Origin of the sequence: Variovorax monticola (assembly GCF_051216855.1) — a bacterium.
Taxonomy (GTDB): Bacteria; Pseudomonadota; Gammaproteobacteria; order Burkholderiales; family Burkholderiaceae_C; genus Variovorax.
Genome location: NZ_JBPJZP010000008.1, coordinates 344,557 through 368,757, shown reverse-complemented (window position 1 = coordinate 368,757; position 24,201 = coordinate 344,557). Strand labels below are relative to the sequence as shown.

27 protein-coding genes are annotated in these 24,201 nt (G+C 69.3%); 7 read left to right on the top strand and 20 right to left on the bottom strand.

From position 1 onward, the window contains the following. The first annotated feature begins 15 nt into the window (after positions 1–15). On the top strand, positions 16–1,374 hold the full coding sequence (locus tag ACSFA5_RS28440; RefSeq protein ID WP_435447395.1) for a tetratricopeptide repeat protein: 1,359 nt from the start codon (positions 16–18) through the stop codon (positions 1,372–1,374). A 44-nt stretch (positions 1,375–1,418) separates the two neighbouring features. On the opposite strand, the gene ACSFA5_RS28435 is transcribed toward ACSFA5_RS28440, so the two are convergent. After that, positions 1,419–2,114 (bottom strand): histidine phosphatase family protein, encoded by a 696-nt coding sequence (locus ACSFA5_RS28435; protein WP_435447394.1) that lies wholly within the window; start codon positions 2,112–2,114, stop codon positions 1,419–1,421. Between the two features lie 31 nt (positions 2,115–2,145). Continuing rightward, positions 2,146–2,787, bottom strand: a complete 642-nt coding sequence (locus tag ACSFA5_RS28430; protein ID WP_435447393.1) for a Yip1 family protein — start codon at positions 2,785–2,787, stop codon at positions 2,146–2,148. Between the two features lie 125 nt (positions 2,788–2,912). Between ACSFA5_RS28430 and ACSFA5_RS28425 the strand changes: the two genes are divergently transcribed. Continuing rightward, entirely contained in the window at positions 2,913–3,623 is a 711-nt protein-coding gene (locus ACSFA5_RS28425; RefSeq protein WP_435447392.1) for an alpha/beta fold hydrolase, read from the top strand. A 24-nt stretch (positions 3,624–3,647) separates the two neighbouring features. Here the strand turns inward: ACSFA5_RS28425 and pxpA are convergent, their stop codons facing one another. Genes pxpA through ACSFA5_RS28395 form a run of 6 tightly spaced genes read right to left on the bottom strand, consistent with a single transcriptional unit; the run spans position 3,648 to position 7,955 of the window. Further along, positions 3,648–4,388, bottom strand: coding sequence for a 5-oxoprolinase subunit PxpA (gene pxpA / locus ACSFA5_RS28420; protein WP_435447391.1), 741 nt, complete (start codon positions 4,386–4,388; stop codon positions 3,648–3,650). 24 nt (positions 4,389–4,412) lie between these two features. After that, the gene (locus ACSFA5_RS28415; RefSeq protein WP_435447390.1) at positions 4,413–5,411 is read right to left on the bottom strand and encodes a 5-oxoprolinase subunit C family protein; all 999 of its coding nucleotides are present in this window, start codon (positions 5,409–5,411) and stop codon (positions 4,413–4,415) included. Further along, positions 5,408–6,070 carry a 5-oxoprolinase subunit PxpB gene (pxpB, locus tag ACSFA5_RS28410; protein WP_435447389.1) on the bottom strand — a complete coding sequence of 221 codons (663 nt, stop codon included), beginning with the start codon at positions 6,068–6,070 and terminating at the stop codon, positions 5,408–5,410. Before pxpB ends, ACSFA5_RS28415 begins: the two co-directional genes overlap by 4 nt. Before the next feature lie 6 nt (positions 6,071–6,076). After that, a complete protein-coding gene (coaD, locus tag ACSFA5_RS28405; RefSeq protein ID WP_435437023.1) occupies positions 6,077–6,580 on the bottom strand; it encodes a pantetheine-phosphate adenylyltransferase in 504 nt (167 codons plus the stop codon). 43 nt (positions 6,581–6,623) lie between these two features. Then, complete coding sequence (locus ACSFA5_RS28400) at positions 6,624–7,286, bottom strand: RsmD family RNA methyltransferase (RefSeq protein ID WP_435447388.1); 663 nt, start codon at positions 7,284–7,286, stop codon at positions 6,624–6,626. Between the two features lie 33 nt (positions 7,287–7,319). Further along, a complete protein-coding gene (locus tag ACSFA5_RS28395) occupies positions 7,320–7,955 on the bottom strand; it encodes a LysE/ArgO family amino acid transporter (RefSeq protein WP_435447387.1) in 636 nt (211 codons plus the stop codon). Between the two features lie 76 nt (positions 7,956–8,031). On the opposite strand from ACSFA5_RS28395, the gene ACSFA5_RS28390 reads away from it, so the two are divergent. Then, positions 8,032–8,943: a LysR family transcriptional regulator ArgP gene (locus tag ACSFA5_RS28390; RefSeq protein ID WP_435447386.1), complete on the top strand. Its 912-nt coding sequence runs from the start codon at positions 8,032–8,034 to the stop codon at positions 8,941–8,943. 10 nt (positions 8,944–8,953) lie between these two features. Here the strand turns inward: ACSFA5_RS28390 and ACSFA5_RS28385 are convergent, their stop codons facing one another. Both ACSFA5_RS28385 and ACSFA5_RS28380 read right to left on the bottom strand, forming a co-directional pair. Continuing rightward, the gene (locus ACSFA5_RS28385; RefSeq protein WP_435447385.1) at positions 8,954–10,339 is read right to left on the bottom strand and encodes a M16 family metallopeptidase; all 1,386 of its coding nucleotides are present in this window, start codon (positions 10,337–10,339) and stop codon (positions 8,954–8,956) included. Positions 10,340–10,353: 14 nt separating this feature from the next. After that, positions 10,354–11,802 carry a M16 family metallopeptidase gene (locus ACSFA5_RS28380; RefSeq protein ID WP_435447384.1) on the bottom strand — a complete coding sequence of 483 codons (1,449 nt, stop codon included), beginning with the start codon at positions 11,800–11,802 and terminating at the stop codon, positions 10,354–10,356. A 29-nt stretch (positions 11,803–11,831) separates the two neighbouring features. On the opposite strand from ACSFA5_RS28380, the gene ftsY reads away from it, so the two are divergent. After that, a complete protein-coding gene (gene ftsY / locus ACSFA5_RS28375) occupies positions 11,832–13,181 on the top strand; it encodes a signal recognition particle-docking protein FtsY (protein WP_435447383.1) in 1,350 nt (449 codons plus the stop codon). Positions 13,182–13,368: 187 nt separating this feature from the next. Here ftsY and ACSFA5_RS28370 read toward each other — a convergent pair whose 3' ends face one another. Both ACSFA5_RS28370 and ACSFA5_RS28365 read right to left on the bottom strand, forming a co-directional pair. Further along, complete coding sequence (locus tag ACSFA5_RS28370; RefSeq protein WP_435447382.1) at positions 13,369–15,177, bottom strand: ATP-binding response regulator; 1,809 nt, start codon at positions 15,175–15,177, stop codon at positions 13,369–13,371. A gap of 1 nt (position 15,178) precedes the next feature. Then, positions 15,179–15,889 carry a response regulator transcription factor gene (locus ACSFA5_RS28365; RefSeq protein ID WP_435447381.1) on the bottom strand — a complete coding sequence of 237 codons (711 nt, stop codon included), beginning with the start codon at positions 15,887–15,889 and terminating at the stop codon, positions 15,179–15,181. A 184-nt stretch (positions 15,890–16,073) separates the two neighbouring features. Between ACSFA5_RS28365 and ACSFA5_RS28360 the strand changes: the two genes are divergently transcribed. Both ACSFA5_RS28360 and rpoH read left to right on the top strand, forming a co-directional pair. Continuing rightward, positions 16,074–16,538 (top strand): Mpo1 family 2-hydroxy fatty acid dioxygenase, encoded by a 465-nt coding sequence (locus tag ACSFA5_RS28360; RefSeq protein ID WP_435447380.1) that lies wholly within the window; start codon positions 16,074–16,076, stop codon positions 16,536–16,538. 97 nt (positions 16,539–16,635) lie between these two features. Beyond that, positions 16,636–17,577 (top strand): RNA polymerase sigma factor RpoH, encoded by a 942-nt coding sequence (gene rpoH / locus ACSFA5_RS28355; protein WP_435447379.1) that lies wholly within the window; start codon positions 16,636–16,638, stop codon positions 17,575–17,577. A 161-nt stretch (positions 17,578–17,738) separates the two neighbouring features. On the opposite strand, the gene ACSFA5_RS28350 is transcribed toward rpoH, so the two are convergent. The 5 genes from ACSFA5_RS28350 to ACSFA5_RS28330 are packed head-to-tail and all read right to left on the bottom strand — an operon-like array spanning position 17,739 to position 22,054. Beyond that, entirely contained in the window at positions 17,739–18,359 is a 621-nt protein-coding gene (locus tag ACSFA5_RS28350; protein WP_435447378.1) for an SCO family protein, read from the bottom strand. Between the two features lie 11 nt (positions 18,360–18,370). Beyond that, positions 18,371–19,276: a heme o synthase gene (gene cyoE / locus ACSFA5_RS28345; protein ID WP_435447377.1), complete on the bottom strand. Its 906-nt coding sequence runs from the start codon at positions 19,274–19,276 to the stop codon at positions 18,371–18,373. Then, on the bottom strand, positions 19,273–20,517 hold the full coding sequence (locus tag ACSFA5_RS28340; protein ID WP_435447376.1) for a COX15/CtaA family protein: 1,245 nt from the start codon (positions 20,515–20,517) through the stop codon (positions 19,273–19,275). Before ACSFA5_RS28340 ends, cyoE begins: the two co-directional genes overlap by 4 nt. A gap of 6 nt (positions 20,518–20,523) precedes the next feature. Continuing rightward, the gene (locus ACSFA5_RS28335) at positions 20,524–21,204 is read right to left on the bottom strand and encodes an SCO family protein (RefSeq protein WP_435447375.1); all 681 of its coding nucleotides are present in this window, start codon (positions 21,202–21,204) and stop codon (positions 20,524–20,526) included. Next, the gene (locus ACSFA5_RS28330; RefSeq protein WP_435447374.1) at positions 21,191–22,054 is read right to left on the bottom strand and encodes an SURF1 family protein; all 864 of its coding nucleotides are present in this window, start codon (positions 22,052–22,054) and stop codon (positions 21,191–21,193) included. The genes ACSFA5_RS28335 and ACSFA5_RS28330 overlap by 14 nt, the downstream gene beginning before the upstream one ends. Before the next feature lie 27 nt (positions 22,055–22,081). Between ACSFA5_RS28330 and ACSFA5_RS28325 the strand changes: the two genes are divergently transcribed. Then, complete coding sequence (locus tag ACSFA5_RS28325; protein ID WP_435447373.1) at positions 22,082–22,312, top strand: twin transmembrane helix small protein; 231 nt, start codon at positions 22,082–22,084, stop codon at positions 22,310–22,312. A gap of 74 nt (positions 22,313–22,386) precedes the next feature. Here ACSFA5_RS28325 and ACSFA5_RS28320 read toward each other — a convergent pair whose 3' ends face one another. The 3 genes from ACSFA5_RS28320 to ACSFA5_RS28310 all read right to left on the bottom strand — a co-directional run bounded on the left by ACSFA5_RS28320 (position 22,387) and on the right by ACSFA5_RS28310 (position 24,183). Then, positions 22,387–23,268, bottom strand: coding sequence for a cytochrome c oxidase subunit 3 (locus tag ACSFA5_RS28320; protein ID WP_435447372.1), 882 nt, complete (start codon positions 23,266–23,268; stop codon positions 22,387–22,389). Between the two features lie 70 nt (positions 23,269–23,338). Beyond that, a complete protein-coding gene (locus ACSFA5_RS28315; protein ID WP_435447371.1) occupies positions 23,339–23,560 on the bottom strand; it encodes a DUF2970 domain-containing protein in 222 nt (73 codons plus the stop codon). Continuing rightward, a complete protein-coding gene (locus ACSFA5_RS28310) occupies positions 23,557–24,183 on the bottom strand; it encodes a cytochrome c oxidase assembly protein (RefSeq protein ID WP_435437003.1) in 627 nt (208 codons plus the stop codon). The genes ACSFA5_RS28315 and ACSFA5_RS28310 overlap by 4 nt, the downstream gene beginning before the upstream one ends. Between the last annotated feature and the right edge of the window lie 18 nt (positions 24,184–24,201).

The window sequence follows — 24,201 nt, the reverse complement described above, 5'->3', positions numbered from 1 at the left end:
TGGCACGATGCCGCCATGCCCTCCGGAAATCCGCCAGTCGCCGACAGCCTCGGCAACCCCCTCACCCTCGACGATGCCGCCAGCCTGCCGCTGGTCGACGACTTCGTCATGGGCTTCATCTCGACCGAGGCGCGCGCCGCCCGCCTGATCGCGCTGGCCGAGACCGACGCGAGCCCCATCGTGCAGGCCTATTGCGCCACGCTGCACCTGTTCGCCGAATCGCGCGAGGCCGTCGCCAATGCGCGGCCCTTCCTGGCGAAGGCGCGGGCCGGCGCGCAACGCGCCACGCCGCGCGAGCAACGCTACATCGCGGCCATCGAGGCCTGGGCCGACGGCGACATCGCCCGCGCCATCGCGCTGCACGCCGAGCAGGCGCGCGAGCATCCGCGCGACCTGGTGTCGGTCAAGCTGGGCCAGTACCACTGCTTCAACACCGGCGACTGCCCGGGCATGCTGCGGCTCGCGCTCGCCGTGCTTCCCCATGCGGCCGACGTGCCCTACGTGCACGGCATGGCAGCCTTCGGCTACGAGCAGTGCCACCTGATGCGCGAGGCCGAGGCCAGCGCGCGCCGCGCCATCGCGCTGTGCCGCAAGGAGCCGTGGGCGCACCATGCGCTGGCGCACGTGATGCTCACCGAAGGCCGGCTCGCCGAGGGGCTGGCGTTCATGCAGGGCGTGAGCGACACCTGGAGCGGCCTGAACTCCTTCATGGTCACGCACAACTGGTGGCACGTGGCGCTGTTCCTGATCGACCTGGGCCGCGATGCAGAGGCGCTGGCGGTGTACGACGGGCACGCCTGGGGCGTGGTGAAGGACTACTCGCAGGACCAGATCGGCGCGGTCTCGCTGCTCGCGCGACTGGAACTCGCGGGCATCGACGTGGGCACGCGCTGGAGCGACGTGGCGCTCTACCTGCTGCAGCGCCAGGCCGACCATGTGCTGCCCTTTCTCGACCTGCAGTACCTCTACGGCCTTGCACGCGCCGGCCGGGCCGAGGCGGACGTGCTGTTGCGCAACATCGAGGCCTTCGCGCCGCATGCGCCGCCGTCGACCCGCGCCGCGTGGCAGCGCGTGTGCGTGCCGGCCGCGCACGGTCTGGTGGCGCATGCGCGCGGCGATTTCGCGGGCGCTGTCGAAGGGCTGGGCGTGGCACTGCCGCGCATGATCGAGATCGGCGGCAGCCATGCACAGCGCGATCTGTTCGAGCAGGTGTACCTCGACGCGCTGGTGCGCAGTGGCACCGAGGCTTCGCTGACCGGTGCGCAGGGCGTCCTGCAGCAGCAGCTCAACGGCCAGCCGGAGTCGCTGCGGCTGCGAAGGCAGACGGCCGCGGTCTACGAAAAGCTGGGGCTGGGCGCGCTGCCGGGAAGCTGAGCGCCTCAGTGCGCGCCGGGCGCGCCGGGCGCGCCGGGTGCGCGTCAGTCCTTGGTCTTCAGGTGCCGCGTCTGGTCGTAGGTCGGCTGCGGCGGCAGGTCGGCCAGGTGCCGCGTGTCGGCCCAGTCGACGATCTCGATGGCCTCCGGCTTGGCCGGGTCGGCGATGCGGATGCGGTTGAAGCCCGCATTCGGAATGTCGCTGGTGCGCGGCCCGCTCAGGCTCAGGCCGCGGGCGGTGCGCCACACCATGTCGAGCACGCCGCCGTGCGTGACCACGATCAGGTGGCTGCCGCGGTGCGCGGCGGCGACGGTGCCCAGCGCCGCGATGATGCGCGTGTGGAATTCGCGCGCCGTCTCGCCTTCGGGCATGGCGTGGTCTTCACGGAACTCCAGCCACTCTTCCCAGGCGCGCGGGTGCAGGCTCTGGATCTCGTCGGAGCGCATGCCCTCGACCACGCCGAAGAACTGCTCGCGCAAGCCCGCCGAAGTGACCACCGGCAGCGACAGCTGCTGCGCGGCAGGCGCGGCCGTCTGCTGCGCGCGCATGAGGTCGCTGCTGACGATGTGCTGCACCGTCTCGCCGGCCAGCCGCAGGCCGAGGCGGCGGGCCTGCTCGTGCCCGATGTCGTTGAGCGGAACATCGGCATGCCCCTGGAAGCGCAGCTCGCGGTTCCAGGCGGTCTCGCCGTGGCGGATCAGGATCAGGTCGGTGGTGGCGTCGGGTTTGGGCGTTGGCATTGCCACCCATTTTCCACCGTGCGGGCGGCGCTCAGGCGGCCGCGGCCGCCAGCTGTTGCATGGCCACCACCGCATCGACCGCCTGCAGGGCGCCCAGGCGCATCGGCGAGGGCGTGAGCAGCGACAGCACCCAGGCGATGACGAAGCCCCCGACGATGGCGCAGACCACCACCACGGCGGTGTACGCAATGGCCTTGTCCGGCGGGCACTTCATGAGCACCGGCAGCCCGGTGTAGAGCAGGTACACGCCATACAGCGCCGCCAGCGCACCGATGACCGACAGCGCGGGAATCAGGCTGAAGATGCCGCCCACGAAGGCTGCGGTGCTCGCATACGCAGACAGCTTGAGCGCGCCGATCTGGCTCCTGGTGCCCTCGAAGGTGGGCGCCATGGCATCGATGATGAGTGCGAGCACGAACACCATCGCCAGCGACAGCACGTAGCCCACGATCATGTTCGCCAGCCCCGCGACGATCGGCACGCGAAAGCTCATGCCGAAGGCGCCGATGCCGACGAGCGACAGGCCGATGAAGCTCGCCACCGCCGGAATCAGCGCGAGGATCATCACGTAGTTCTTGTAGATCGAGGCGGCATCGGCCGGCTCCTCGTCGATGGCAGGCCAGGTGGTCTTGGGCCTGAGCAGGATGGACTGGACGCGGTCAACCAGGTTCATTTGTCTTTTCCTCGGCATGGATGGCGAAGTATGTCGGGTCAGGGCCCCAACGGCTGCTGGCCAGGAAGCCTATGCCATGACCCATGTCGTGACGCAGCTGACCGCATTCGCGCAGAATCCGCCCCATGCCCCACCTTGTTCTCCTGCCCGGTCTTGCCTGCGACGCGCGCATCTGGGACGCCCAGCTGCCCGCCCTTCCCGCCGCCTTCAACGCCCGCGTGAGCGACGCCCAGCTCCACAACGACAGCATCGAGGGCATGGCCGCGGCCGTGCTGCGCGACAACGACGGCCCGCTGGTGCTGTGCGGCGCCTCGATGGGCGGCATGGTCGCCATGGAGGCGGCCCGCCAGGCACCCGACCGCATCGCCGGGCTCGCGCTGCTCGGCACCAGCGCGCGGCCCGAGACACCTGACATGTTCACGCTGCGCGCAGGCGCCATCGAATACTTCGAGCGTGGCGAGGTGCGCGACGTGATCGAGCCGAATGTCTACTTCGCCTTCCACCCCACGCAGGCCGCCGACCCGGCGATGGTGCAGCGCTACCTGGACATCGTGCTCGGGGCGGGTGCGGAACAGCTCATTCGCCAGAACCGCGCGGTGATGCGCCGGCCCGACGCGCGCCAGCACCTGGATTCGGTGCGCGCGCCCGTGCTGCTGATGTGCGGCAACGAAGACCGCCTGGCGCCGCCCGAATGCACGCGCGAGATGGCGGCGTTGCTGCCTGATTCGGAGATCGTGTGGATCGCCGACTGCGGGCACATGCTGACGATGGAAAAGCCCGGGCAGGTCAACGAAGCGCTGAACGCGTGGCTGGCCAGACGGTTTCCGGAAGTCTGAGGAGGCTCGCTTGCAGCGGCGCGCTCAGGCCATCGCGCGCACGGCGATGCCTTCCTGCTGCAGCCGCTCGCGGATGCGGCGCGCAAAGGCCAGCGCATGGGCGCCGTCGCCGTGCAGGCACACGGTCTGCGCGTTCATGGGCACGGTGCTGCCGTCGATGGCCGTCACGCGGTGGTCGCGCACCATCGACAGCGTTTGCGCAATGGATTGCTCCTCGCTGTCGATCAGCGCGCCGGGCTGGCTGCGCGGCACCAGGCTGCCGTCGGGCATGTAGCCGCGGTCGGCAAAGACTTCTTCGACCGGCGTGAGGCCGGTGCGGCGGGCCGCGTCGATCATGTGGCTGCCGGCCAGGCCGAAGAACTTGAGCGAAGGGTCGAAGCGGCGCACCGCCTCGCACAGGGCCTCGGCCAGCTCGGGCTCCTTCACGGCCTGGTTGTAGAGCTGGCCGTGCGCCTTCACGTGCGCGAGCGTGCCGCCCTCGGCCTTCACGATGGCCGCCAGTGCGCCCACCTGGTAGAGCACGTTGGCCACGATCTCGTCGGGCGGCAGGTGCATGGTGCTGCGCCCGAAGTTCTCGCGGTCCGGAAAGCTCGGGTGCGCGCCGATGGCCACGCCGTTCTGCAGGGCCCAGCGCACGCATTGCTGCATGGTCCTGGCGTCACCCGCGTGCCAGCCGCACGCGATGTTGGCGGAGCTCACGAGCGCGAGCAGGGCTTCGTCGCTGCCGGCGCCTTCGCCGAGGTCGGCATTGAGGTCGATGTGCATGGGGAAGGTCCTTTTCCGGAAAGTCTATGCCGCGCGGGGCCAGCCTGCAGCGGCCAGGCCTTGCGCCACCTGCGCCAGGTAGCGTTGCTGCTCGGCCCAGGCCGCGAGCGCCTGGGCCTGGTCGACCTGCACCAGACGCAGCTTGCCGTTGAGCGGCGCCTGCGCGAGCTTCCACAGATCGGCGCGGATGACCACGCCGATGCGCGGGTAGCCGCCCGTGGTCTGCGCGTCGCCCATCAGGATGATCGGCTGGCCCGATGGCGGCACTTGGACCGTGCCGGGAATCACGCCCGACGACAGCATGTCGCCGCCGCGCTTGCGCTTGAGTTCGGCGCCCGCGAGCCGGCTGCCCATGCGGTTGCTCTGCGGCGTGATGCGCCAGCGCTCGCCCCGCAGCTGCTCGCGCGCGGCCAGCGTGAACTGCTCGAACTCGGGGCCGGGCAGCATGCGCAGCGCAATGGCGCCGTCGGCCTCTTCGGCGCCCCAGTCAAGGCCGCGCAGGCCGAAGGCGCGGCGTGCGCGTTGGGCGGCGTCCAGGCGCGAGGCGCCCAGCGCCAGCCGGTCGCCCTTGCGCAGCGCACGGCCTTCGTGACCGCCGAAGCCGGCCTTGAGGTCGGTGCTGCGCGAGCCGAGGACCTGCGGCACGTCGATGCCGCCCGCCACCGCGAGCCAGCTGCGCAGGCCGGTCTTCTTCACGCCCGCCGCGTTGGCGCCCGCAAGCTTCAGGGTCTGGCCGGCCGCGACCGGCACGCTCCAGCAGGACCGCAGCGGCACGCCGTCGAGGCTGGCGCTGAAGTCGTCGCCGGTGAGCGCGATGCGGGTGTCGGTGTCGAACTGCAGCTCGCACCCGCCCATGGTGAGTTCGAGCCCGGCCGCGCCGTCGGCATTGCCCACCAGCCGGTTGGCCAGCGTGAGCGAGAGCACGTCGAGCGCGCCGCCCGGGCAGATGCCAAGCTGGCGATGGCCGTGCCGGCCCAGGTCTTGCACCGAGGCGAGCAGGCCGGGTTTGCGGATGACGATCATGTCTGCACGCTTTCCACGACGAAGCGCACGCGGTCGCCAGGGCGCAGCAAGGTGGGTGGTTCGGCCTTGGGGTCGAACAGTTCGAGCGAGGTTCGCCCGATCAGTTGCCAGCCGCCCGGCGACACCAGCGGATAGATGCCGGTCTGCTCGCCGCCGATGCCGACCGAGCGCGCAGGCACCGCGGTGCGCGGCTCGGCGCGGCGCGGTGTGGCGAGCTCGGGCGGCAAGCCGCCCATGAAGGCGAAGCCCGGCAAAAAGCCGAGCAGGTAGACGATGTACTCGCCGCCGGCGTGGCGGCGCACCACCTCGGCCGGCGTGAGCCCGGTGTGGGCCGCGACCTCGGCCAGGTCGGGCCCGTGCTCGCCGCCGTAGGCCACCGGAATTTCCACCAGCCGCCCCTCGATGGCGCCCGGCGCCAGCCTGGGCCAGGCTTCGAGCACCTGCGCGGTGAGGGTGTCGAGGTCGACCGCGGTGGGGTCGAAGGTGAGCGTGAGGTTGTTCATGCCCGGCAGCGTCTCGCCGACGCCGGGCCATTGCCTGGCCCGCTCGGCCAGCGCCCAGATGCGCTGCTGCTGCGCCAGCGTGGCGGGCGCGGGCAGCTCGCACAACAGCGCTGCATCGCCCAGCAGATGCAGCCGGGGCGGCGGGGTGCCGCTCATCGCGGCTTATTCACGACCGAGGCTGCGGACTTTTGCAGCCAGCTTCTGCTCCACGTTGGGAGAGACGAACTTGTGGACTTCGCCGCCGAGCATGGCGATCTCGCGCACGAAGGTGCTCGAGATGAACTGGTACTTGTCGCTGGGCGTGAGGAACACGGTCTCGACGTCGGGCATCAGGGAGCGGTTCATGCCCGCGAGCTGGAACTCGTAGTCGAAGTCGGTCACCGCGCGCAGGCCGCGCACCATGGCCTTGCCGCCGCGCGCGACGACGAAGTCGCGCAGCAGGCCCGAGAAGCTCTCGACGGTGACCTGGTCGCTGTAGGGCGTCACGGCCTCGCGGGCCATGTCCATGCGTTCGGAGAGCGTGAAGAGCGCCTTCTTGTGGTGGCCCGCCGCTACGGCGACGATCACCTTGGAGAAGAGCTGGGTTGCGCGCCGCACCACGTCCTCGTGGCCGAGGGTGATGGGGTCGAAAGTGCCGGGGTAAACCGCGATCACGTTGCTGGCCATGGTTGCTTCTTCCTCATGCTGCCGGTGCGGCTTGTTCGGCGGATTATGCAGTCGGCTGCGCCACGGGACGCAGCAGATGGGCATGAACGGCGCCGGCCTTCAGGTAGCGAAAGCCGACGAGCCCGAAGGCGGCGAGTTCCTCGTCGCTCCAGCGGCGCGGCGCCTCCAGGTACACCGAGCCCCCGGGGCGCAGCGCGCGCGCAGCGGCACGCAGGGACGGCTCGTAGAGCGCAACACTTTCGAAAGGCGGGTCGAGGAACACGGCGTCCAGGCTGCCGGCGGCGACGCGCTCGAGCGCGGTAAGGCCGTTGCCGCGCTCGACGCGCACGGCCTCGGCCGACAGCTTGGTCTTGGCGGCCAGCAACTGCGCGACCAGCGCGGCGTCCTGCTCGCAAAGTAATACGTGGGTCGCGCCGCGCGAGGCGGCTTCCAGGCCCAGCGCGCCGGTGCCGGCGAAGGCATCGACGCACTGCCAGCCCGGCAGCGCGCCGCCGCCGACGCCGGCCAGGCTCGCGAGCCAGTTGAAGAGGGTTTCGCGCACGCGGTCGGGCGTTGGGCGCAGACCGGGCTTGTCGGCCACGGCCAGGCGGGTGCGCTTCCATTCGCCGCCGATGATGCGCACTTCGCTGGGCCGGGTGGGGCGCTTGGGCTTGGGGGGCGCCGAGGGCGCGGACTTGCGGGGGGCTGGGGCGGCTTTCTTGGGCATGCGGCGAGCTTAACGCCGCCGCCGCCGCGGGTTTCACAGCCCGGGGAAGGCACGCCGCGCCAGCAGCGCGGCCAGCACGAGCATGGTGCCGCCGACGAGCGCGTCGAGCATCTGCCAGGCGCGCGGCCGCGCGAACACCGGCGCGAGCAGCCGCGCACCGAAGCCCAGCGAGGTGAACCACAGCACGCTCGCCACCGACGACCCCGCCACGAACCACAGCTTCAGCAGGCCCGGGTACTGCGCGCCCGCGCTGCCCACCAGCAGCACGGTGTCGAGATAGACATGCGGGTTCAGCAGCGTGAAGCCGGCCGCCTGCGCGACCACGGCCGCGCGCGACACCGAGACGCCCTGCGCGGTGGCCTGCAGGGCGGCGGGCCGCCGCGAACGCCACAACGCCTTCAGCCCGTAGGCGCCGAGAAAGGCCGCGCCCAGCACCGCGAGCACCGTGGCCAGCATCGGCCGCCCGTTCAGCGCCTGCGCCATGCCGGCCACGCCGGCGCCGATCAGCACCGCGTCGCTGGCCGCGCAGAACAGCACCACCGCGCCCACGTGCTCCCGGCGCAAGCCCTGGCGCAGCACATAGGCGTTCTGCGCGCCGATGGCGACGATGAGAACCAGGCTCATGAAGAGCCCGTTGGCGAAGGCGGTGGAGACATGGACGGCTTGCATGTACCGAGGATGCCGCCGGCACGCACTTGATTCAAACTAAACTTTCTAACGCCGATTCAGTTTTACTTCATCACCCATGCTCGACTACGCCGCCCTCAACGCCCTTGCCGCCGTCGTGCGCGAAGGCAGCTTCGAACGCGCGGCGCGCGCGCTGCACGTCACCCCCTCCGCGGTGTCGCAGCGCATCCGGCAGCTCGAGGAGCGCACCGGCGGCGCGCTGCTGGTGCGCGGCCAGCCCTGCGTGGCGACGCAGGCGGGGCTGCAGCTGTGCCGGCACGTGGAGCGCGTGGGCATGCTGGAGCACGAACTGCGCGACGCCCTGCCCGCCCTGGGCATGGGCAGCGGCGCAGCGCAGGAGCGCGTCACGGTGCGCGTGGCCGTCAACGCAGACAGCCTCGCGACCTGGTTCATCGCGGCCGCCGCCGCGTTCGCCGAGCAGGCCCCGTCCGCCCTGCTCGACCTCACGGTCGACGACCAGGACCACACGGCCGAACGGCTGCGCAGCGGCGCGGTGCTCGCGGCCGTGACGGCGCTGGCGCAACCGGTGGCGGGCTGCAACAGCGAGGCCTTGGGCACGATGCACTACGTGGCGGCGGCCAGCCCGGCGTTCGTGCGCGCGCATTTCGCCAAGGGCGTGGGCGCGCGCACGCTCGCAACGGCGCCGAGCCTGGTGTTCGACCGAAAAGACCGCCTGCAGGCGCGCTGGGTACGGCGCATCTGTCATCGCAATGTCGAGACGCCGCGCCACTGGATTCCATCGCCCAACGCCTTCGTCGAGGCGGCGTGCGCGGGCATGGGCTGGGGGATGCACCCGGCCAGCATGGTGGCCGATGCGATGCGCAATGGAACGCTGGTGGAACTGGTGCCCGGCTCCACGCTGCCGGTGCCGCTCTACTGGCAGCAGGCGCGCGCGGCGCCGCGCCTGCTCGGGCAACTGGGCGCCGCGGTGCGCGCGGCCGCCGGCCAGGGCGCGCACGCCCTGGCGTGACCCTGAAAGATCAGGGCTGTGCCTTGGCGGCGGTCTTGTCGGTCCTGGCGTCCTTGCCGCCCACCACCACCGTCACCATGCGATCGGGCTGCAGCTTGCGCTGGAACCCCGCCTTGATCTCGGCCGCCGTGACCGCGTTCATGCGCGCGGTCCAGGTGTCGAGGTAGTCCAGCGGCAGGTCGTTCCAGGCGATGTTGGCCACGTTGCCGATCAGCTTGCGGTTGCTGTCCAGCAGCAGCGGAAAGCCGCCGATCACGTTGTCCTTCGCGGCCTTCAGCTCGCTCGCCGTCGGGCCTTCGGCCACGAACTTCGCCAGTACTTCGCGCGACATCTTCACCGCGTCTTCGGCCTGGTCGGGCCGGGTCTGGAAGCCGATGCGGAACGCGCCCGCCTCGAGCCCCGGCGCAAAGCCGCTGTAGATGCTGTAGGTCAGGCCGCGCTTTTCGCGCACTTCGTTCGTCAGGCGCGACACGAAGCCGCCGCCGCCCAGCACGTAGTTGCCCAGCGTGAGCGCGAAGTGGTCCGGGTCCTTGCGCGGGTAGCCGGGCTGGCCGATGAAGACATGCGCCTGCGCCGAGTCGAACGCGATGCGCTCGTCCTTCGGCGCGGTGAGCGCAGCCACGGGCGTCACGGCCGGCAGCGGTGCGCATTCCTGCGTGGCCGGCAGGCGCGACAGCAGCGCCGTCGCCAGCGTCTCGGCCTCGGCGCGCGTGACGGCGCCCACGATGCTGAGCTTGGCCCGGCACGGCACGATGAGCTGCGCGTAGCGCTGGCGCATGGCGGCGGTGTCGATGCGCGCCAGCGTTTCTTCGGTCACCTCTTGGCCGTAGGGATGCACGCCGTACACGGCTTGCGCGAAGGCGCGGCCGGCGATGGTCGCGGGCTTGGTGTTGGCCTCCTTGATGGCGGCGTTGATGCGCTCGCGCTCGCGCTGCCACACGTCGTCGGGGAAGGCCGGCTCCCCGATCTCGCGCGAGGCCAGCACGACGGCCTTGTTCAGCAGCGCCGGGTCGGACAGCGAGCGCAGCGAATAGCTGGCGCGGTCGGTGCCGGCGCTCACATCGAAGCTCGCGCCCAGGTCGGCCCAGGCCTCGCCCAGGGCGTTCTGGTCGAGCGCGGGCTCGCCGTTGCGGCCGGCGCGCACGCCCTTCTCGACCATGGCCGAGGTGGTGCTCGCCAAGCCGGCCTGCGCCGCGGGGTCGCGGCGGCTGCCGGCGTCGAAGTCGACCTGCACGTCGACGATCGGCAGCGCGTTGGTCGCCACCAGATAGATCTGGGCGCCGTTGGCCAGCGTCCAGTGCTGGATGGGCAGCGCGGCCTGCGCGCTGCTCATGCCGAAAAGTACGGTTGCGCCCGTCAGCGTTGCGTACTGCGCTATCTTTTTGAGAGTAAACATGAGATTTGTACCTTTCAGCGCAGCTCGCCTGCGGGCGCCGCGAAGCCGCGGCCGCGCTTGGCCTCGGGCGGCAGGGGACGCAGCGTGGCGACCGTGAGCTGGTCGTCGCCGAAGTATTTGGCGGCCACGGCCTGCACCTGGGCCGGGGTCACGGCCTGCAGCCGGGCGACGATGCGCTCGCTGGCGTCCAGCGGCAGCCCCTGCACCCAGTTGCTGCCGAGTTCGCGCGCCTGCGCCATCACCGAGTCGCGCTTGTAGGTTTCGCTGGCCACCCACTGGGTCTTGACGCGGGCCAGCTCGGCTTCGCCAACGCCTTCCTTGGCGATGCGCGCCACCTGGGCGCGCAAGGCGGCCTCGACCACCTCGGCGCTCTTGCCGGCGGCTGGCACGCCGTCGAGCACGAAGAGCTGCGGGCCGCGGCCGACGAAGCCCGAATAGGCGCCGGCCGAGTCGGCGACGCGGTCGGGGCCCTGCGTGAGCGCGCGGTCGAGCCGCGCGCCCGAATAGCCGTCGAGCACGGCGGACAGCACCACCAGCGCCCAGGCGTCGCTGTTGGCGTCGTCGATGCCGGCCAGCTGCGGCGCGCGGAAGGCCAGCGACACGTAGGCCTGCTCGGCCGGGGCCTTGAACTCGATGCGGCGGATGCCGCGCTGCACCGGCTCGACGCGCGGCTTGCGCGCGGGCACGGCACGCGCGGGAATGCGGCCGTAGTACCTGTCGGCCATGGCGCGCACCTGCGCCACGTCGACATCGCCGGCCACCACCAGCACGGCGTTGGCGGGCACGTACCAGCGCCTGTGGAAGTCGCGCACGTCCTCGGGCGTCATGGCGTCCAGGTCGCTCATCCAGCCGACCACGGGGCGGTGGTACGGCGAGGCAATGAAGGTGGCGGCGTTCTGCTGCTCGCCGAGCAGCGCGCGCGGCTGGTCTTCGGTGCGCAGGCGGCGCTCTTCCTTGACCACCTCGATCTCGCGCTTGAACTCGTCGTCGGGCCACTGGTTGTTGGCGAAGCGGTCGGACTCGAGCTTCATCACCTGTTCGAGGCTGCCGACCGGAATCTGCTGGTAGTAGCCGGTGTAGTCGCGTGTGGTGAAGGCGTTTTCCTGGCCGCCCAGGGCCGCCACGCGGCGCGAGAACTCGCCGGGCTTGATGTCCTTGGTGCCCTTGAACATCATGTGTTCGAGCGCATGTGCCACACCGGACGTGCCGTCGACCTCGTCCATCGAGCCGACGCGCACCCAGACCATCTGTACCGCGGTCGGCGAGCGCCGGTCGGGCTGCACGATCAGCGTCATGCCGTTGGCCAGGGTGAATTGCTGGGGGCCGGGCGCCGCGGCTGCGGCGGCGGAAGGCGGCTTGGAAACCGGATTGGATTGGGCCTGCGCAGGCATGGCCCACGGCGCGAAGAGCGCCATCGCCAGCACCGCACCAGACGCAGCACGGCGTGGCGGGAGGTGTTTCATAGAATGGGTCGGATTGTAAAAAGCTCCTGATGTTCAGTTTCTTCAAGAAAAAACCGCCCGCCGAAACCCCCGACACGCCCGCGCCCACCGCGCCGGCCACGCCCGCACCTGCGCCTGCCCTGGAGGCCGCGCCAGCGCCGGCCCGCTCGGTGTTCTCGCCGTCGAGCTGGTTCGGCGCGAAGCCGACAGCGGAAGAAACGCCTGCCGCGCCGCCTGTTGCACCCGCACCGCCGCCACCGCCGCCCTCCACCCCGCCGCCTGCATCGGCCCCTGTGCCGGCGCCTGCACCGTCGTCTTTTGCACCTGCGCCAGCGCCCGTCGCTGTTCCGGTGGCAGCGCCGCCGGTGGTGGTGGCACCGGCAGCGCCCCCCGTGTTCGTTGCGCCTCCGTCTCCGGCACCTGCCCAGATTCCAGCACCAGCCCCGCCGCCGGCCCCAGCTCCGGCCCGCGTCCCCGTCCCCGCACCCGTCGTCACCACCGAGCGCAAGGGCTGGTTCGACAAGCTCAAGACCGGCCTGCGCAAGACCGGCAGCGGCATCCAGGCCGTGTTCGTCAATGCGCAGATCGACGACGCGCTCTATGAAGAACTCGAATCCGCGTTGCTGATGGCCGACACCGGCGTCAAGGCCACCGAGTTCCTGCTCGAAGACCTGCGCGGGCGCGTCAAGCGGCAAATGGCCACCAATGCGTCGCAGGTCAAGGTGCTGCTGGCCGAAGCCGTGGCCGACCTGCTCAGGCCGCTCGAGAAGCCGCTGGTCATCGGCCAGTTCACGCCCACCGTGATCATGGTGGCCGGCGTCAACGGCGCGGGCAAGACCACTTCCATCGGCAAGCTCACCAAGCACCTGGCCAACGAAGGCGCCTCGGTGCTGCTGGCCGCGGCCGACACCTTCCGCGCGGCGGCGCGCGAGCAGTTGCTGGTCTGGGCCGACCGCAACACGGTCGAGATCGTGAGCAACGAGGGCGGCGACCCCTCGGCCGTGAGCTTCGACGCGGTGAACGCCGGCAAGGCGCGCGGCAAGGACGTGGTGCTGGTCGACACGGCCGGCCGCCTGCCCACGCAGATTCACCTGATGGACGAGCTGAAGAAGATCAAGCGCGTGGTCACCAAGGCGGACGCCACGGCGCCGCACGAGGTGCTGCTGGTGATCGACGGCAACACCGGCCAGAACGCGCTCGCGCAGGTCAAGGCCTTCGACGAGACGCTGGGCCTCACCGGCCTGATCGTGACCAAGCTCGACGGCACGGCCAAGGGCGGCGTGCTGTGCGCCATTGCGCGCGAGCGGCCGATTCCGGTGTACTTCATCGGCGTGGGCGAGAAGCTGGAAGACCTGGAGACTTTCAGCGCGCGCGAGTTCGCGCAGGCCTTGCTGGGCTGATATCGGGCGCCCCTCCCGAAGGATCCGCCCTATAAAAAAACGGCCCCGCTCGCGCTGGGGCCGTTTTTTTTCTTCTTTTTTCTCTCCCTGCCCCGCCCTACGCTCCTGGCGCCGGGTCGAGCCGGCGCAACCTCGAAGTTAAAGCGAGCGTCGAAGGCTCGCCAGTGCCGAAAGTCATTGCGTGCGTTCAGGCGCAGGGCGTGAAGTCGGCCATCGCCCGCAGCAGCGATTCGGCGGCCACCGGTTTGAACAGCACCGGCACGCGGGACTCGCGCACGCGCTGCAGCCGGTCCGGCGATGTTTCGCCGGTGATCAGCAGCAGCGGCGTGGGTGTGCCCGCCATGGCGCCGCGCGCCGCGCCCTGGCTGAGGCGCAGTCCCGCGTCGAGCCCGTCGGCGCCGTCGGCCAGCCGGTAGTCGCACAGCAGCAGCTCGAAGGGGCGACCCTGCGCCGCGGCCTGCCGCAGCGCTTGGGCCGCGGCCTCCTCGTCGGCCACGGCGTGCGCGTCGACGGCGTGGGAACGCAGCAGGCCCACCATGGCCTCGCGAATTTCCAGTTCGTCGTCCAGCAGCAGCACACGCGCGGGCAGCGCTGGCATCGGGCTCCTGCGCAACGCCGAGGGCGCTGCCGCAACGGCGCTCAAGGCTCCGGGCGGTGCGACCGCGACCGGCACTGCCACGCGAAAGAAGGTGCCGCGTCCGGGCCGCGAGTGCATCTGCACCGGATGGCCGAGCAGGCGCGACAGCCGCTGCACGATCGACAGCCCGATGCCCAGCCCCCGAGAGCGGTCGCGGCCCGGATTGTCGATCTGATAGAACTCCTCGAAGATCCGGCCCGACTGCTCGGTCGCAATGCCGATGCCGCTGTCGCGCACCTCGATCCACACCGCGTCGCCGCGCTCGCGCGCCGTGACGGTCACGCCGCCGCGCGCGGTGTACTTCAGCGCGTTGTCCATCAGGTTGGACAGCATGCGGTGCAGCAGCTGAGGGTCGCTGTGCACCCACAGCCCGCTGGCGCGCACGCGCAGCTGCAACTGCTTGTGCTCGGCGCGCGCGGCGAAGGTGTGGTTGAGCGGCAGGAACAGCGCGTCGAGCTGCACGGGCTGCAGCGCCGGGGTGATCACGCCGGCGTCGAGGCGCGAGACGTCGAGCATGGTGTCGAGCGAAGTGCCCAGCGCATTCACCGCGCGCATCAGGCGCTCGGCGTTGCGGCCCTCGGGGCGGTCGCGCAGCTCGTTTTCCAGCGCGGCGCCGAACAGCGCAATGGCGTGCAGCGGCTGGCGCAGGTCGTGGCTGGCGGTGCCGAGGAAGCGGGTTTTTTCCTCGCTGGCGCGCTCGGTGGCGGCGATCTGCTCGCCCAGGCGCGCGGCCAGCGCCTCGTTCTCGAAGCGCAGCATGAGCGATTCTGTGAGCAGCTTGTGCTGCCCGACGCCCGCATGCAGCGTCAGCAGCAGGTAGGCCGCTCCGGCCGCCGCCAGGAACAGGTGCAGGCCGTCGCCCTGCCAGGCCAGCGCGGTGATCATGCCCATCGACATCGGCATCGTGTAGCCGAACAGCGCCGGCTTCAGCGGCCACAGCGACTGGGCCGCGCGCGCGCAGCTGCCCACGATCACGGCCAGCAGCAGCGAGGTCATGGGCAGGTTGTCGTGCGGCACGATGAGCCAGGGCACCACCGCCGTGACCATGCTCACCAGCGTGACCATGCGCGATATCTTGCGTGCCCAGTAGGCGCTTTCGTGCGCGGGCCGCTCGGGCGTCCAGCGCGGCGTGAGCAGCACGTACAGGTCCGCCGCCAGCAGCGTGCCCGCCCAGAACAGCAGGCTCGGGTCTTTCAGCTGCGAATAGATGATGGCGCCGAACACGCCCACGAACGCCATGTGCGTCAGCGTCGAGGCGATGTAGGTGCTGTAGACCGAGGCGATGTTCTCGCGCAGCACCCGCTGCGCGAGCGTGTGGCCGGCGAGCGGATCGCTGGGCGCCTGGGTCGGCAGGTTCAATTCAATGCAGCGTGCTGATCAACTGGGCGCGCGAGCGCATGCCGAACAGCAGCAGGATGGTCGAGACATGGTTCTTCACGGTGCCTTCGCTCAGGTTCGCGAGCTGCGCGATTTCTTTGTTGGCCTTGCCTTCGAGCACCCATTGCAGCACCTGCATCTGGCGCGGCGTGAGCTCTTGCCAGGCGCTGGCATGGGCGAACTCGGCGTAGCCGGCGAGCGACCTGGGCACCGTCGGCGGCGGCAGTTCGGCCGCACCGGGGTCCAGCAGGCCGCAGGCACGGATGAAGCTCACCACTTCCTTCAGGTCGGCCGACTTCGGCAGGAAGGCGGCGGCCCCCAACGCGAGCACACCCTGCGCCAGCGCGCTGTTGCCGGTGCCCGAGAGCACCACGATGCGCGCGGACGGAAAGCGCCGGCGGAACTCGGCCAGGCCGCTCAGGCCATGGGTGTCGGGCAGCGCCAGGTCGAGCAGCACCAGCCCGATGGACGCCTGGTGGGTTTCGTACAGCGCCAGCGCGTCGGCGGCGTTGCCGGCCTCGAACACCTCGATGGCCGCGCCCGACGAGGCGGCCTGCGCCTGCACCAGCGCGCAGACGCCCAGGCGGAGCAGGTCGTGGTCGTCCACGACGAGGATCGCCGTGGGAACGCTGGCGGGCGCGCCGGCCTGCGCGGCGGGTGACAGGGGTGCGGGTGCAGAGTCGATGGGTGACACGCGCCGATCTTAGCGGCGTAACCTTTTGGTGACAGTGCATAAAGTCATGGGATCGCCCGTGGCTGTAGTGCTTAATGCTACTTTTTTGATAGCAACTTCACATCGCTTGTACGCTTGCCATCGGGCTTTTCTGTCGGCACCATGGACGCCTCGCCGCATCGCACGGCGCCCAAGGAGACTTCGAATGACCCCCACCGCCGTCGCACCACTGGCCCCTGCCGACCGCAAGGTCGACCGGCTGCTCGCCCACTATGAAGAGAGCCACCGCAACCCGACCAACGAGCTGATCCACTTCGTGGCCATTCCGGCCATCATGCTCAGCATCGTCGGGCTGCTGTTCGCGATCCACCCCTGGGTGGCCTACGGCTTCGTGGCGGCCAGCCTCGTCTACTACGCACTGTTGCGCGCGCCCGCCTTCCTGCTGACCATGCTGCTGCTGACCGCGCTGGCGCTGGCGCTGGTGCATGCGATGGGCGGACTTGTATTGCCGGTTTCAGCCGCTATCTTTGTGGTGGCCTGGGTCTTCCAGTTCGTGGGCCACAAGATTGAAGGCAAGAAGCCTTCGTTCTTCGAAGACATCCAGTATTTGTGGGTCGGCCCGCTGTTCGTGCTGTCCAGACTTTTCCTAAAGCTGGGGCTACGCTGGTAGCCCTGGGCTATTCCCGCGATAGGAATTCAAGGGAACCCCGGGCTTAGCACTCCCTCTAACCGAGTGCTAATATGGCCAATACAAAGGAGTTTCCCTGATGACAACGCTGTCTGGAGTCTCTACCAACCAGCTGGCCGTCGCCAACCCATGGTCGATGGTTCCGCCGCTGGGCAACCTGGATGCCTACATTTCGGCCGCCAACCGCCTGCCGCTGCTCACGCTCGAAGAAGAGCAGGGCTTCGCACGCAAGTTGCGCGACCAGAACGACCTCGAATCCGCCGGCGCGCTCGTGCTGTCGCACCTGCGCCTCGTGGTTTCCATTTCTCGCCAATACCTGGGCTACGGTCTGCCGCACGGCGACCTGATCCAGGAAGGCAACGTGGGCCTGATGAAGGCCGTGAAGCGTTTCGACCCCGACCAGGGCGTGCGGCTCGTGAGCTACGCCATGCACTGGATCAAGGCCGAGATCCACGAGTACATCCTGAAGAACTGGCGCATGGTCAAGGTCGCGACGACCAAGGCCCAGCGCAAGCTGTTCTTCAACCTGCGCTCGATGAAGCAAAGCTTCAAGGCCGACTCGGCCGCGGCCGACAACGGCACGCACCGCGAAACTCTGAGCCCCGACGAGGTGTCGCAAATGGCGACCCGGCTCAACGTCAAGCCCGAAGAAGTGCTCGAGATGGAAACCCGCCTGTCGGGCGGTGACGTCATGCTCGATCCGGGCCCGACCGACGACGGCGACGAGGGCTTCGGCCCCATCGCCTACCTGGCCGACGCCACGCAGGAACCGACCGCGCTGCTCGAATCGCAGCAGCGCGACCGCCTGTCGAGCGACGGCATCGCCACGGCGCTCGAGGCGCTGGACGACCGCAGCCGCCGCATCGTGGAAGAGCGCTGGCTCAAGGTGAACGACGACGGCTCGGGCGGCATGACGCTGCACGACCTGGCCGCCGTGTACGGCGTGAGCGCCGAGCGCATCCGCCAGATCGAGGTCGCCGCGATGAAGAAGATGAAGAAGGCGCTCGCGGACTACGCGTAAGCGGTTCGCCTCTTCGAACAAAGCCCGGCAGCGCCGGGCTTTTTCATTTGGAGAGCGCGCGCAGCACCTCGGGCGGAATCAGTGCGATGCGGAAGGCGCCCTTGCGCCCTTTCAGATGCGCGACCGAGCCGGCCACGGGCACGGGCGCAGTGCCGTCCATCTCAGGAAGCCAGCAGCGTCTTCAGGTCCGCCACCATCGGCGCCACACCCGCGCCGTAGCGCGCATAGAGCCGCAGGCGGCCCTGCGTGTCGTAGACGTAGCTCGCGGCCGAGTGGTCCATCGAGTAGCTCGTCGGCGTCTTGCCGTCGACCTTCTTGTAATAGACCTTGAAGTCCTTGGCGACGGCGGCCAGCTCATCCGTCGTGGGAATCAACGCGACGAAGCCGGGGTCGAATGCGCCCATGTAGGCCTTCAGCACCTCGGGCGTGTCGCGCGCCGGGTCGACGGTGAGGAACAGCACCTGCAGCTTGTCGCCGTCCTTGCCGAGCTGCTGCTTGACCTGCGCCATCTCGGTCATCGTGGTCGGGCAGACGTCGGGGCACTGCGCGTAGCCGAAGAACAGCACGACCACCTTGCCCTTGAAGTCGGCCATGGTGCGGACCTTGCCGTCGGCGTCCTTCAGCGAGAAGTCGCGTGCGTAGTCCGCGCCGGTGATGTCCACGGCATTGAAGTTCTGCTTCGTCTCGCGGCTGCAGGCCGAAAGCCCCAGGCCCAGCGCCGCGCTCGCGCCCACCCAGCCGGCGGCGGTGGCGATCGACTTGAGGGCTTGGCGCTTGTTCATGGGGAAGGTATTCAACGAAGGTAGTGGTCGACGAGCAGGGCCAGGAACAGCACGCTCAGGTGAATCAGCGAAAAGCGGAAGGTCTTGCGCGCCAGCGCGTCCGAGTAGTTGCGCCACAGCGCGAACGCGTAGCCGGTGAAGCCGATGCTCACCGCCACCGCGACCGCCAGGTACAGCCAGCCGCTCATGCCGTAGATGAACGGCATCAGGCAGGCCGCGAAAAGAATGAAGGTGTACAGCAGCACCTGCAGCCGCGTGAACTCGTTGCCGTGCGTGACCGGCAGCATCGGCAGGCCGGCCTTGCGGTAGTCCTCGACGCGGTAGAGCGCCAGCGCCCAGAAGTGCGGCGGGGTCCACAGGAAGATGATGAGGAAAAGAATGAGCGCCTCGGGCCCCACGTCGCCCGTCATCGCGGCCCAGCCCAGCACCGGCGGCATGGCGCCCGACGCACCGCCGATCACGATGTTCTGCGGCGTCAGCGGCTTGAGGATCACGGTGTAGACCACCGCGTAGCCGACGAAAGTGGCGAAGGTCAGCCACATGGTCAGCGGATTCACGGTGAACCACAGAACCGCCGAGCCCGCGGCGCACAACAGCGCAGAGAAGGCCAGCGCCTGCATGTCGCTGAGCTGGCCGCGCGCCGTGGGGCGCCAGGCGGTGCGTTTCATCTTCGCGTCGATGCCCTTCTCGACCAGACAGTTGAACGCCGCCGCCGCGCCCGCCACCAGCCAGATGCCGATGCAGGCGAGCACGCCGCGCTGCACGTCGGCCCAGCTCGGCAGGCCGGGCACGGCCAGCACCATGCCGATCAGCGCGCAGAACACGATCAGCTGCACCACGCGCGGCTTGGTCAGCGCGTAGAACTGGCGCAGCACATTCGCGGCGCTGGTGTGCTGAACGGGAATCGGGGTGCTCACGCGGTGGCTTTCTTCGGGTTGGGGGTCGCGCGTGCATTGTCGTCGGCGCGCATGGCCGAGGTGGATGCGCTGGATACGCTGGACAGGGCATGGCGGCGGCTTTCGCACAGCGCCCAGGTCAGCACCACGGCGAGCGCCGCGGCACCGCCGGTGTGCAACACGGCCGCAGCCAGCGGCCAGCCGAGCAGCACGTTGCCCAGGCCGGTCGCCAGCTGCAACAGCGCCAGCCCGGCAAGCCAGTGCGCCTGCGGGCGCAGCGTGTCGATGCGGCGCAGGCGCCATGCCAGCACGCCGAGCGCGACGAACACCGCATAGGCCATCAGCCGGTGCGCGTAATGAATGGCGGTGAGCGCGGAAAAGTCGAGCGGCTGGCCCTCGCCGGTCACGCCCAGGTGGCGCCAGATCTCGAAGCCCTGCGCGAAGTTCATCGCCGGCCACCAGCTGTCCTGGCAGGTCGGGAACTGCGTGCACGCCAGCACCGCGTAGTTGGTGCTGACCCAGCCGCCGAGCGCAATCTGCAGCACCAGCAGCACGGTGGTCACGACGAGGCCATTGCGCAGCGCCGGCGACACAGGCGTCGGCAGCCGTTGCGCGGCGGCCTGGCGGTAGTGCACGGCCTGGATGCACAGCAAGGCCAGCAGCACGACGGCGCCCAGCAGGTGCAGCGTGACGATGGCGGGGAACAGCTTCCACGTCACCGTGAGCGCGCCGAACGCGCCCTGCAGGCAGACCCAGACCAGGGTGAAGGCTGGCCACCAGGCGCTGAGCGTGGCGTGGTGGTGATCGCCCTCCTTCGACGAAGACGGCGGCGGCGCGCGACGCTGGCGGCGGCGCACGATCCACGTGGCCCCCGCGAGCGTGAGGATCAACACGCCGACGCCCGTCGCCAAATAGCGGTGAACCATCTCGACCCAGGCCTTCCCGTGCGTGACGGGGCCGGTCGGCTGGGCCGCTTGCGCCATCGCGATTTCATGGCGCGCGCCGGCCGGGCTGGCATTGCCGTAGCAGCCGGGCCAGTCGGGACAGCCCAGGCCCGAATCGGTGAGCCGTGTGAAGGCGCCGAACATCGTCAGGTCGAAGGTGAGGAACAGCGTGAGCACGGTCAGCGCATGCAGCCGCCGCGCCGGGCCGGCGCCGGCATTGCGGCGCCACACCCACACCAGCGGGCCGAGCGCGATCAGCACGCCGGCGGCCATGAGCCAGGCGATGGGCGTCAGATCGTAGAGCGAGCTCGTGTCCATGGCAGCTCAGCGTCCGGGCTCGTCCCACGAGGCCGAGGCGCGCAGCAGGCGGTCGATGTCGCGCTTGGCGCGGCCGGCGCCGACGGCGTCCATGCGGGCGGGAAAACGCATCATCCAGTTGCCCATCGGGTCGACCACGTAGAGGTGCTCGGCCAGGGTGTGGCCCGACACGGGCGCCAGCCATCTGGCGATCTGGTCGGCCGGCACGCGCAGCACGGTGGCGCCGTGCAGCCCGTTGTCCAGCCGTTCGGGCACGGGCGCGGCGTCGCTCACGAGCCAGACGCGGTCCATGCGGTCTTTTTCGCGGCCCAGGCTTTCGCGCAACTGGCGCTGCAGGTACAGCTGCTGCTCGCACAGCGCATTGCAGGCGGCGTCGGCCACGGCCACCAGCAACCATTGGCCCTTGAGCGTGGCGAAATCGACCGGTGCGCCGTTGCGGTCGGTGGCCGTGAGCTTCGGCAGCTCGTGCTGCGGATCGATCAGCTCGCCGTACACGCTGCGGCCTTCAGGCCGGATCACGTAGTACGTGAAGTACGAGGCAATGACCGGCGCCGCGCACATCAGCATCACGGCGATCATCTTCCAGCGCCCGACGCTTGTGCGCCGGCCCTCGGCCCCGTCGAGCGCCTGGTTGGGCGACGGCATCGAATGCACCGTCAGGCCCAGCGGCTCGTCAGAAGCGGCCATTGCGTGCGCGGCGCCTTGAGCGGAGGAAGGGTGTGATGAATTGGAACCAGGCATAGAGGATGACGACGAGGGCCGACAGGCCGAACCACTGGAATGCGTAACCGTAGTGCCTCTCCAGGCCCAGCGCCGGGGCCGGCCAGTCGCGCTGCAGGCCCTCGGAGGCCGCGCCGGTCTGCTGCAGCGACACATCGGTGCGCAACGGCTGCTTGGTCTCGGCGCGGAAGGCCTCCAGGTCGAGATTTTGCCGGATGGGCGAATACCCTTCGACGGCCGGTGTCGGGGCCGGGGCCAGTGCCGGCGCTGCGGCAGCCGAAGCCGCGGCAGCCGGTGCGGACGCAGCAGGCGCCGGCGCGGAGGTGCCCAGCTCCAGCAGGTGGCTCGGCGGCGGCGCGATCAGGCCCGTGACCTCGACGATGCCCGCGGGCGTCTCGACCGCGCCCAGTTGCGTGCGATCGACGAAATTGCGCTGGATCCAGCCGCGCTGCACCATCACCGTCTGCTCGGTGCCCTCCAGCGCAAAGGGTGTCAGCACGTAGAAGCCCGGGGTGCCGTGCATCTGCCGGTTGTCCAGGTACACCGTCTGCGGCGTCAGCCACAGGCCGCGCAGGCGCACCGGGCGGTGCAGTGCGCCGGTCGCCTGGTCCATGGCCAGGAACTCGGCCTGGGTGAGCGGCGGTTTCAGCTTCTGGGCGTCGATGTCGGCCTGCAACGCTTCTTTCTGGGCCGCGCGCGACAGCTGCCAACGGCCGGCCGATACGGTGGCAGCCACAGACAGCACGGCAGCGATGGTGATGAGCCAGAAACGCCCTGGGCGGCGGCGTTCTTCGGAATGGAGGGGTTCAGGAGTCACTGGAGAGGACGCAGCGTGCGGCCGATAATGCGGGTCATGAAATATTTCATCGCCCTGGTGTTCGTGGGCATCTTCGCGAGCCTCGCGTTCGCCCTGTACTTCATGTTGAAGGACGGGCGCGACGGGCGCGCCAAGAGCGGCGGCATGGCGCGCGCCCTCACCTTTCGGATCGGCCTGTCGGTGTTTTTGTTCCTCTGCATGCTGCTTGCCTGGAAACTCGGCTACATCCAGCCCACCGGACTCCCGCTCGGCAAGTAGATGGTGCTCGTTCCACGAGAACCATGAAAAAGGCGCCTTACGGCGCCTTTTTTGTGGAATGCCGCGAGGTTCGCTCAAAGCCAGTAAACCAGCATGTAGAGGCCCAGCCAGACCACGTCCACGAAGTGCCAGTACCAGGCCGCGCCCTCGAAGCCGAAGTGGCGCTCCGGCGTGAAGTGGCCCTTTTGCAGGCGCAGCGTGATGAACAGCAGCATCAGCATGCCGATGAACACGTGCAGGCCGTGGAAGCCGGTCAGCATGAAGAAGGTCGAGCCGTAGGTGCCCGAGCTGAGCTTGAGGTTCAGTTCAGTGTACAGGTGGTGGTATTCATAGCCCTGCACGCCCAGGAAGACGATGCCCAGCAACACGGTGAGCCACATGAAGCGGATCGTCTGTGCGCGGTGGCCGGCACGCAGCGCGTGGTGGGCAATGGTGAGTGTCACGCCCGAGCTGAGCAGCAGCGCGGTGTTGATCGTGGGCAGCCAGAACGGACCCACGGTCTGGAACGGCTCGACGATGCCGGCCGGCGAACCGGTGACGCCGGCGGCAACGCTGGGCCACACGGCCTTGAAGTCGGGCCACAGGATCGCGTTGTCCAGGCTGCCGAGCGCCGGCAGCGAGTGGGTGCGAGCCCACCACAGCGCGGTGAAGAACGCGCCGAAGAACATCACTTCCGAGAAGATGAACCAGCTCATGCTCCAGCGGAACGAGAGGTCGATCTTGTGGCCGTACTGGCCGCTCTCGCTTTCGCCGATGGCCGTGCGGAACCACACGAACAGCGTGCCAAGCCACACCACCATGCCGACCAGCAGGGACCATGCGCCCCACTCATGGCCGTTGATCCATTGCGCGGCGCCCAGAATCACGAAAAACAGCCCGATCGCGGCCGAGACCGGGTAAGCCGAAGGTCCGGGCACGAAGTAGTAGGGCGTGGTGCCGTGGGTGGTTGAACTCATATCAGCTCCTGGCTTTCTTTCTTCTCGGGATTCAATGGATTCTGCGCGTTGCGGGTTTCTTGCTTGTTCGTCAGCCGGCGGCCACATGGCGCACCAGCAGCACTAACCCGAGCACGAAGACGATCACGGCCACGAACGCCACCGCGATGATGTGCAGCGGGTTCAGCTTGCCCAGGTCTTCCTGGTAGGCGCTGTTCTTGCGAACGCCGAAGAACGACCAGCCCACCGCCTTCACCGTGTCCCACAGCGAAGCCTTCGGCCGGGGCCGGTGCGGGACGGACGGATCGGTCACGAACGCGGCTCATCGGCGGTGTTCGAAACGGCGGCCACCGGGGCCGCGGGTGTCTTGCCGCCCACCTCGAAGAAGGTGTACGACAGCGTGATGGTCTTCACGTCCTTGGAAATCTTGGGGTCGATCACGAACGCGACCGGCCATTGCTTCTTCTCGCCTGGTTCGAGCGTGTACTGGTTGAAGCAGAAGCACTCGAGCTTGTTGAAATACGGCGCGGCCTGCTGCGGCGCATAGCTCGGAATGGCCTGCGCGGCCATGCGGCGGTTCTGCACGTTCTGAAACTCGTACATCACCGTGTTGAGCTGGCCCGGGTGCACCTGCAGGGTCCGCTCTGCGGGCTTGAAGTCCCACAGGCCGCCGCGCACGTTGGAGTCGAACTCCACGGTGATGGTGCGGGTCATGTCGACCTGCGTGTTGTCGGGCACGCGCACGTTCTTGCCGCCGCTCGCGCCGCCCGGCACCTCGAGCTCCGAGAGCGCGAGGATGTTGATGCCGGTCATCTCGCAGATCGCGCGGTACATCGGCACCAGCGCATACCCGAAGGCGAACATGCCGCAGGCCACCACGGCCAGCTTGCCGACCATGCGGACGTTGGCACGCCGGATGCGTTGACCGAGGCTCATGCGTGTGCTCCCGCTCGT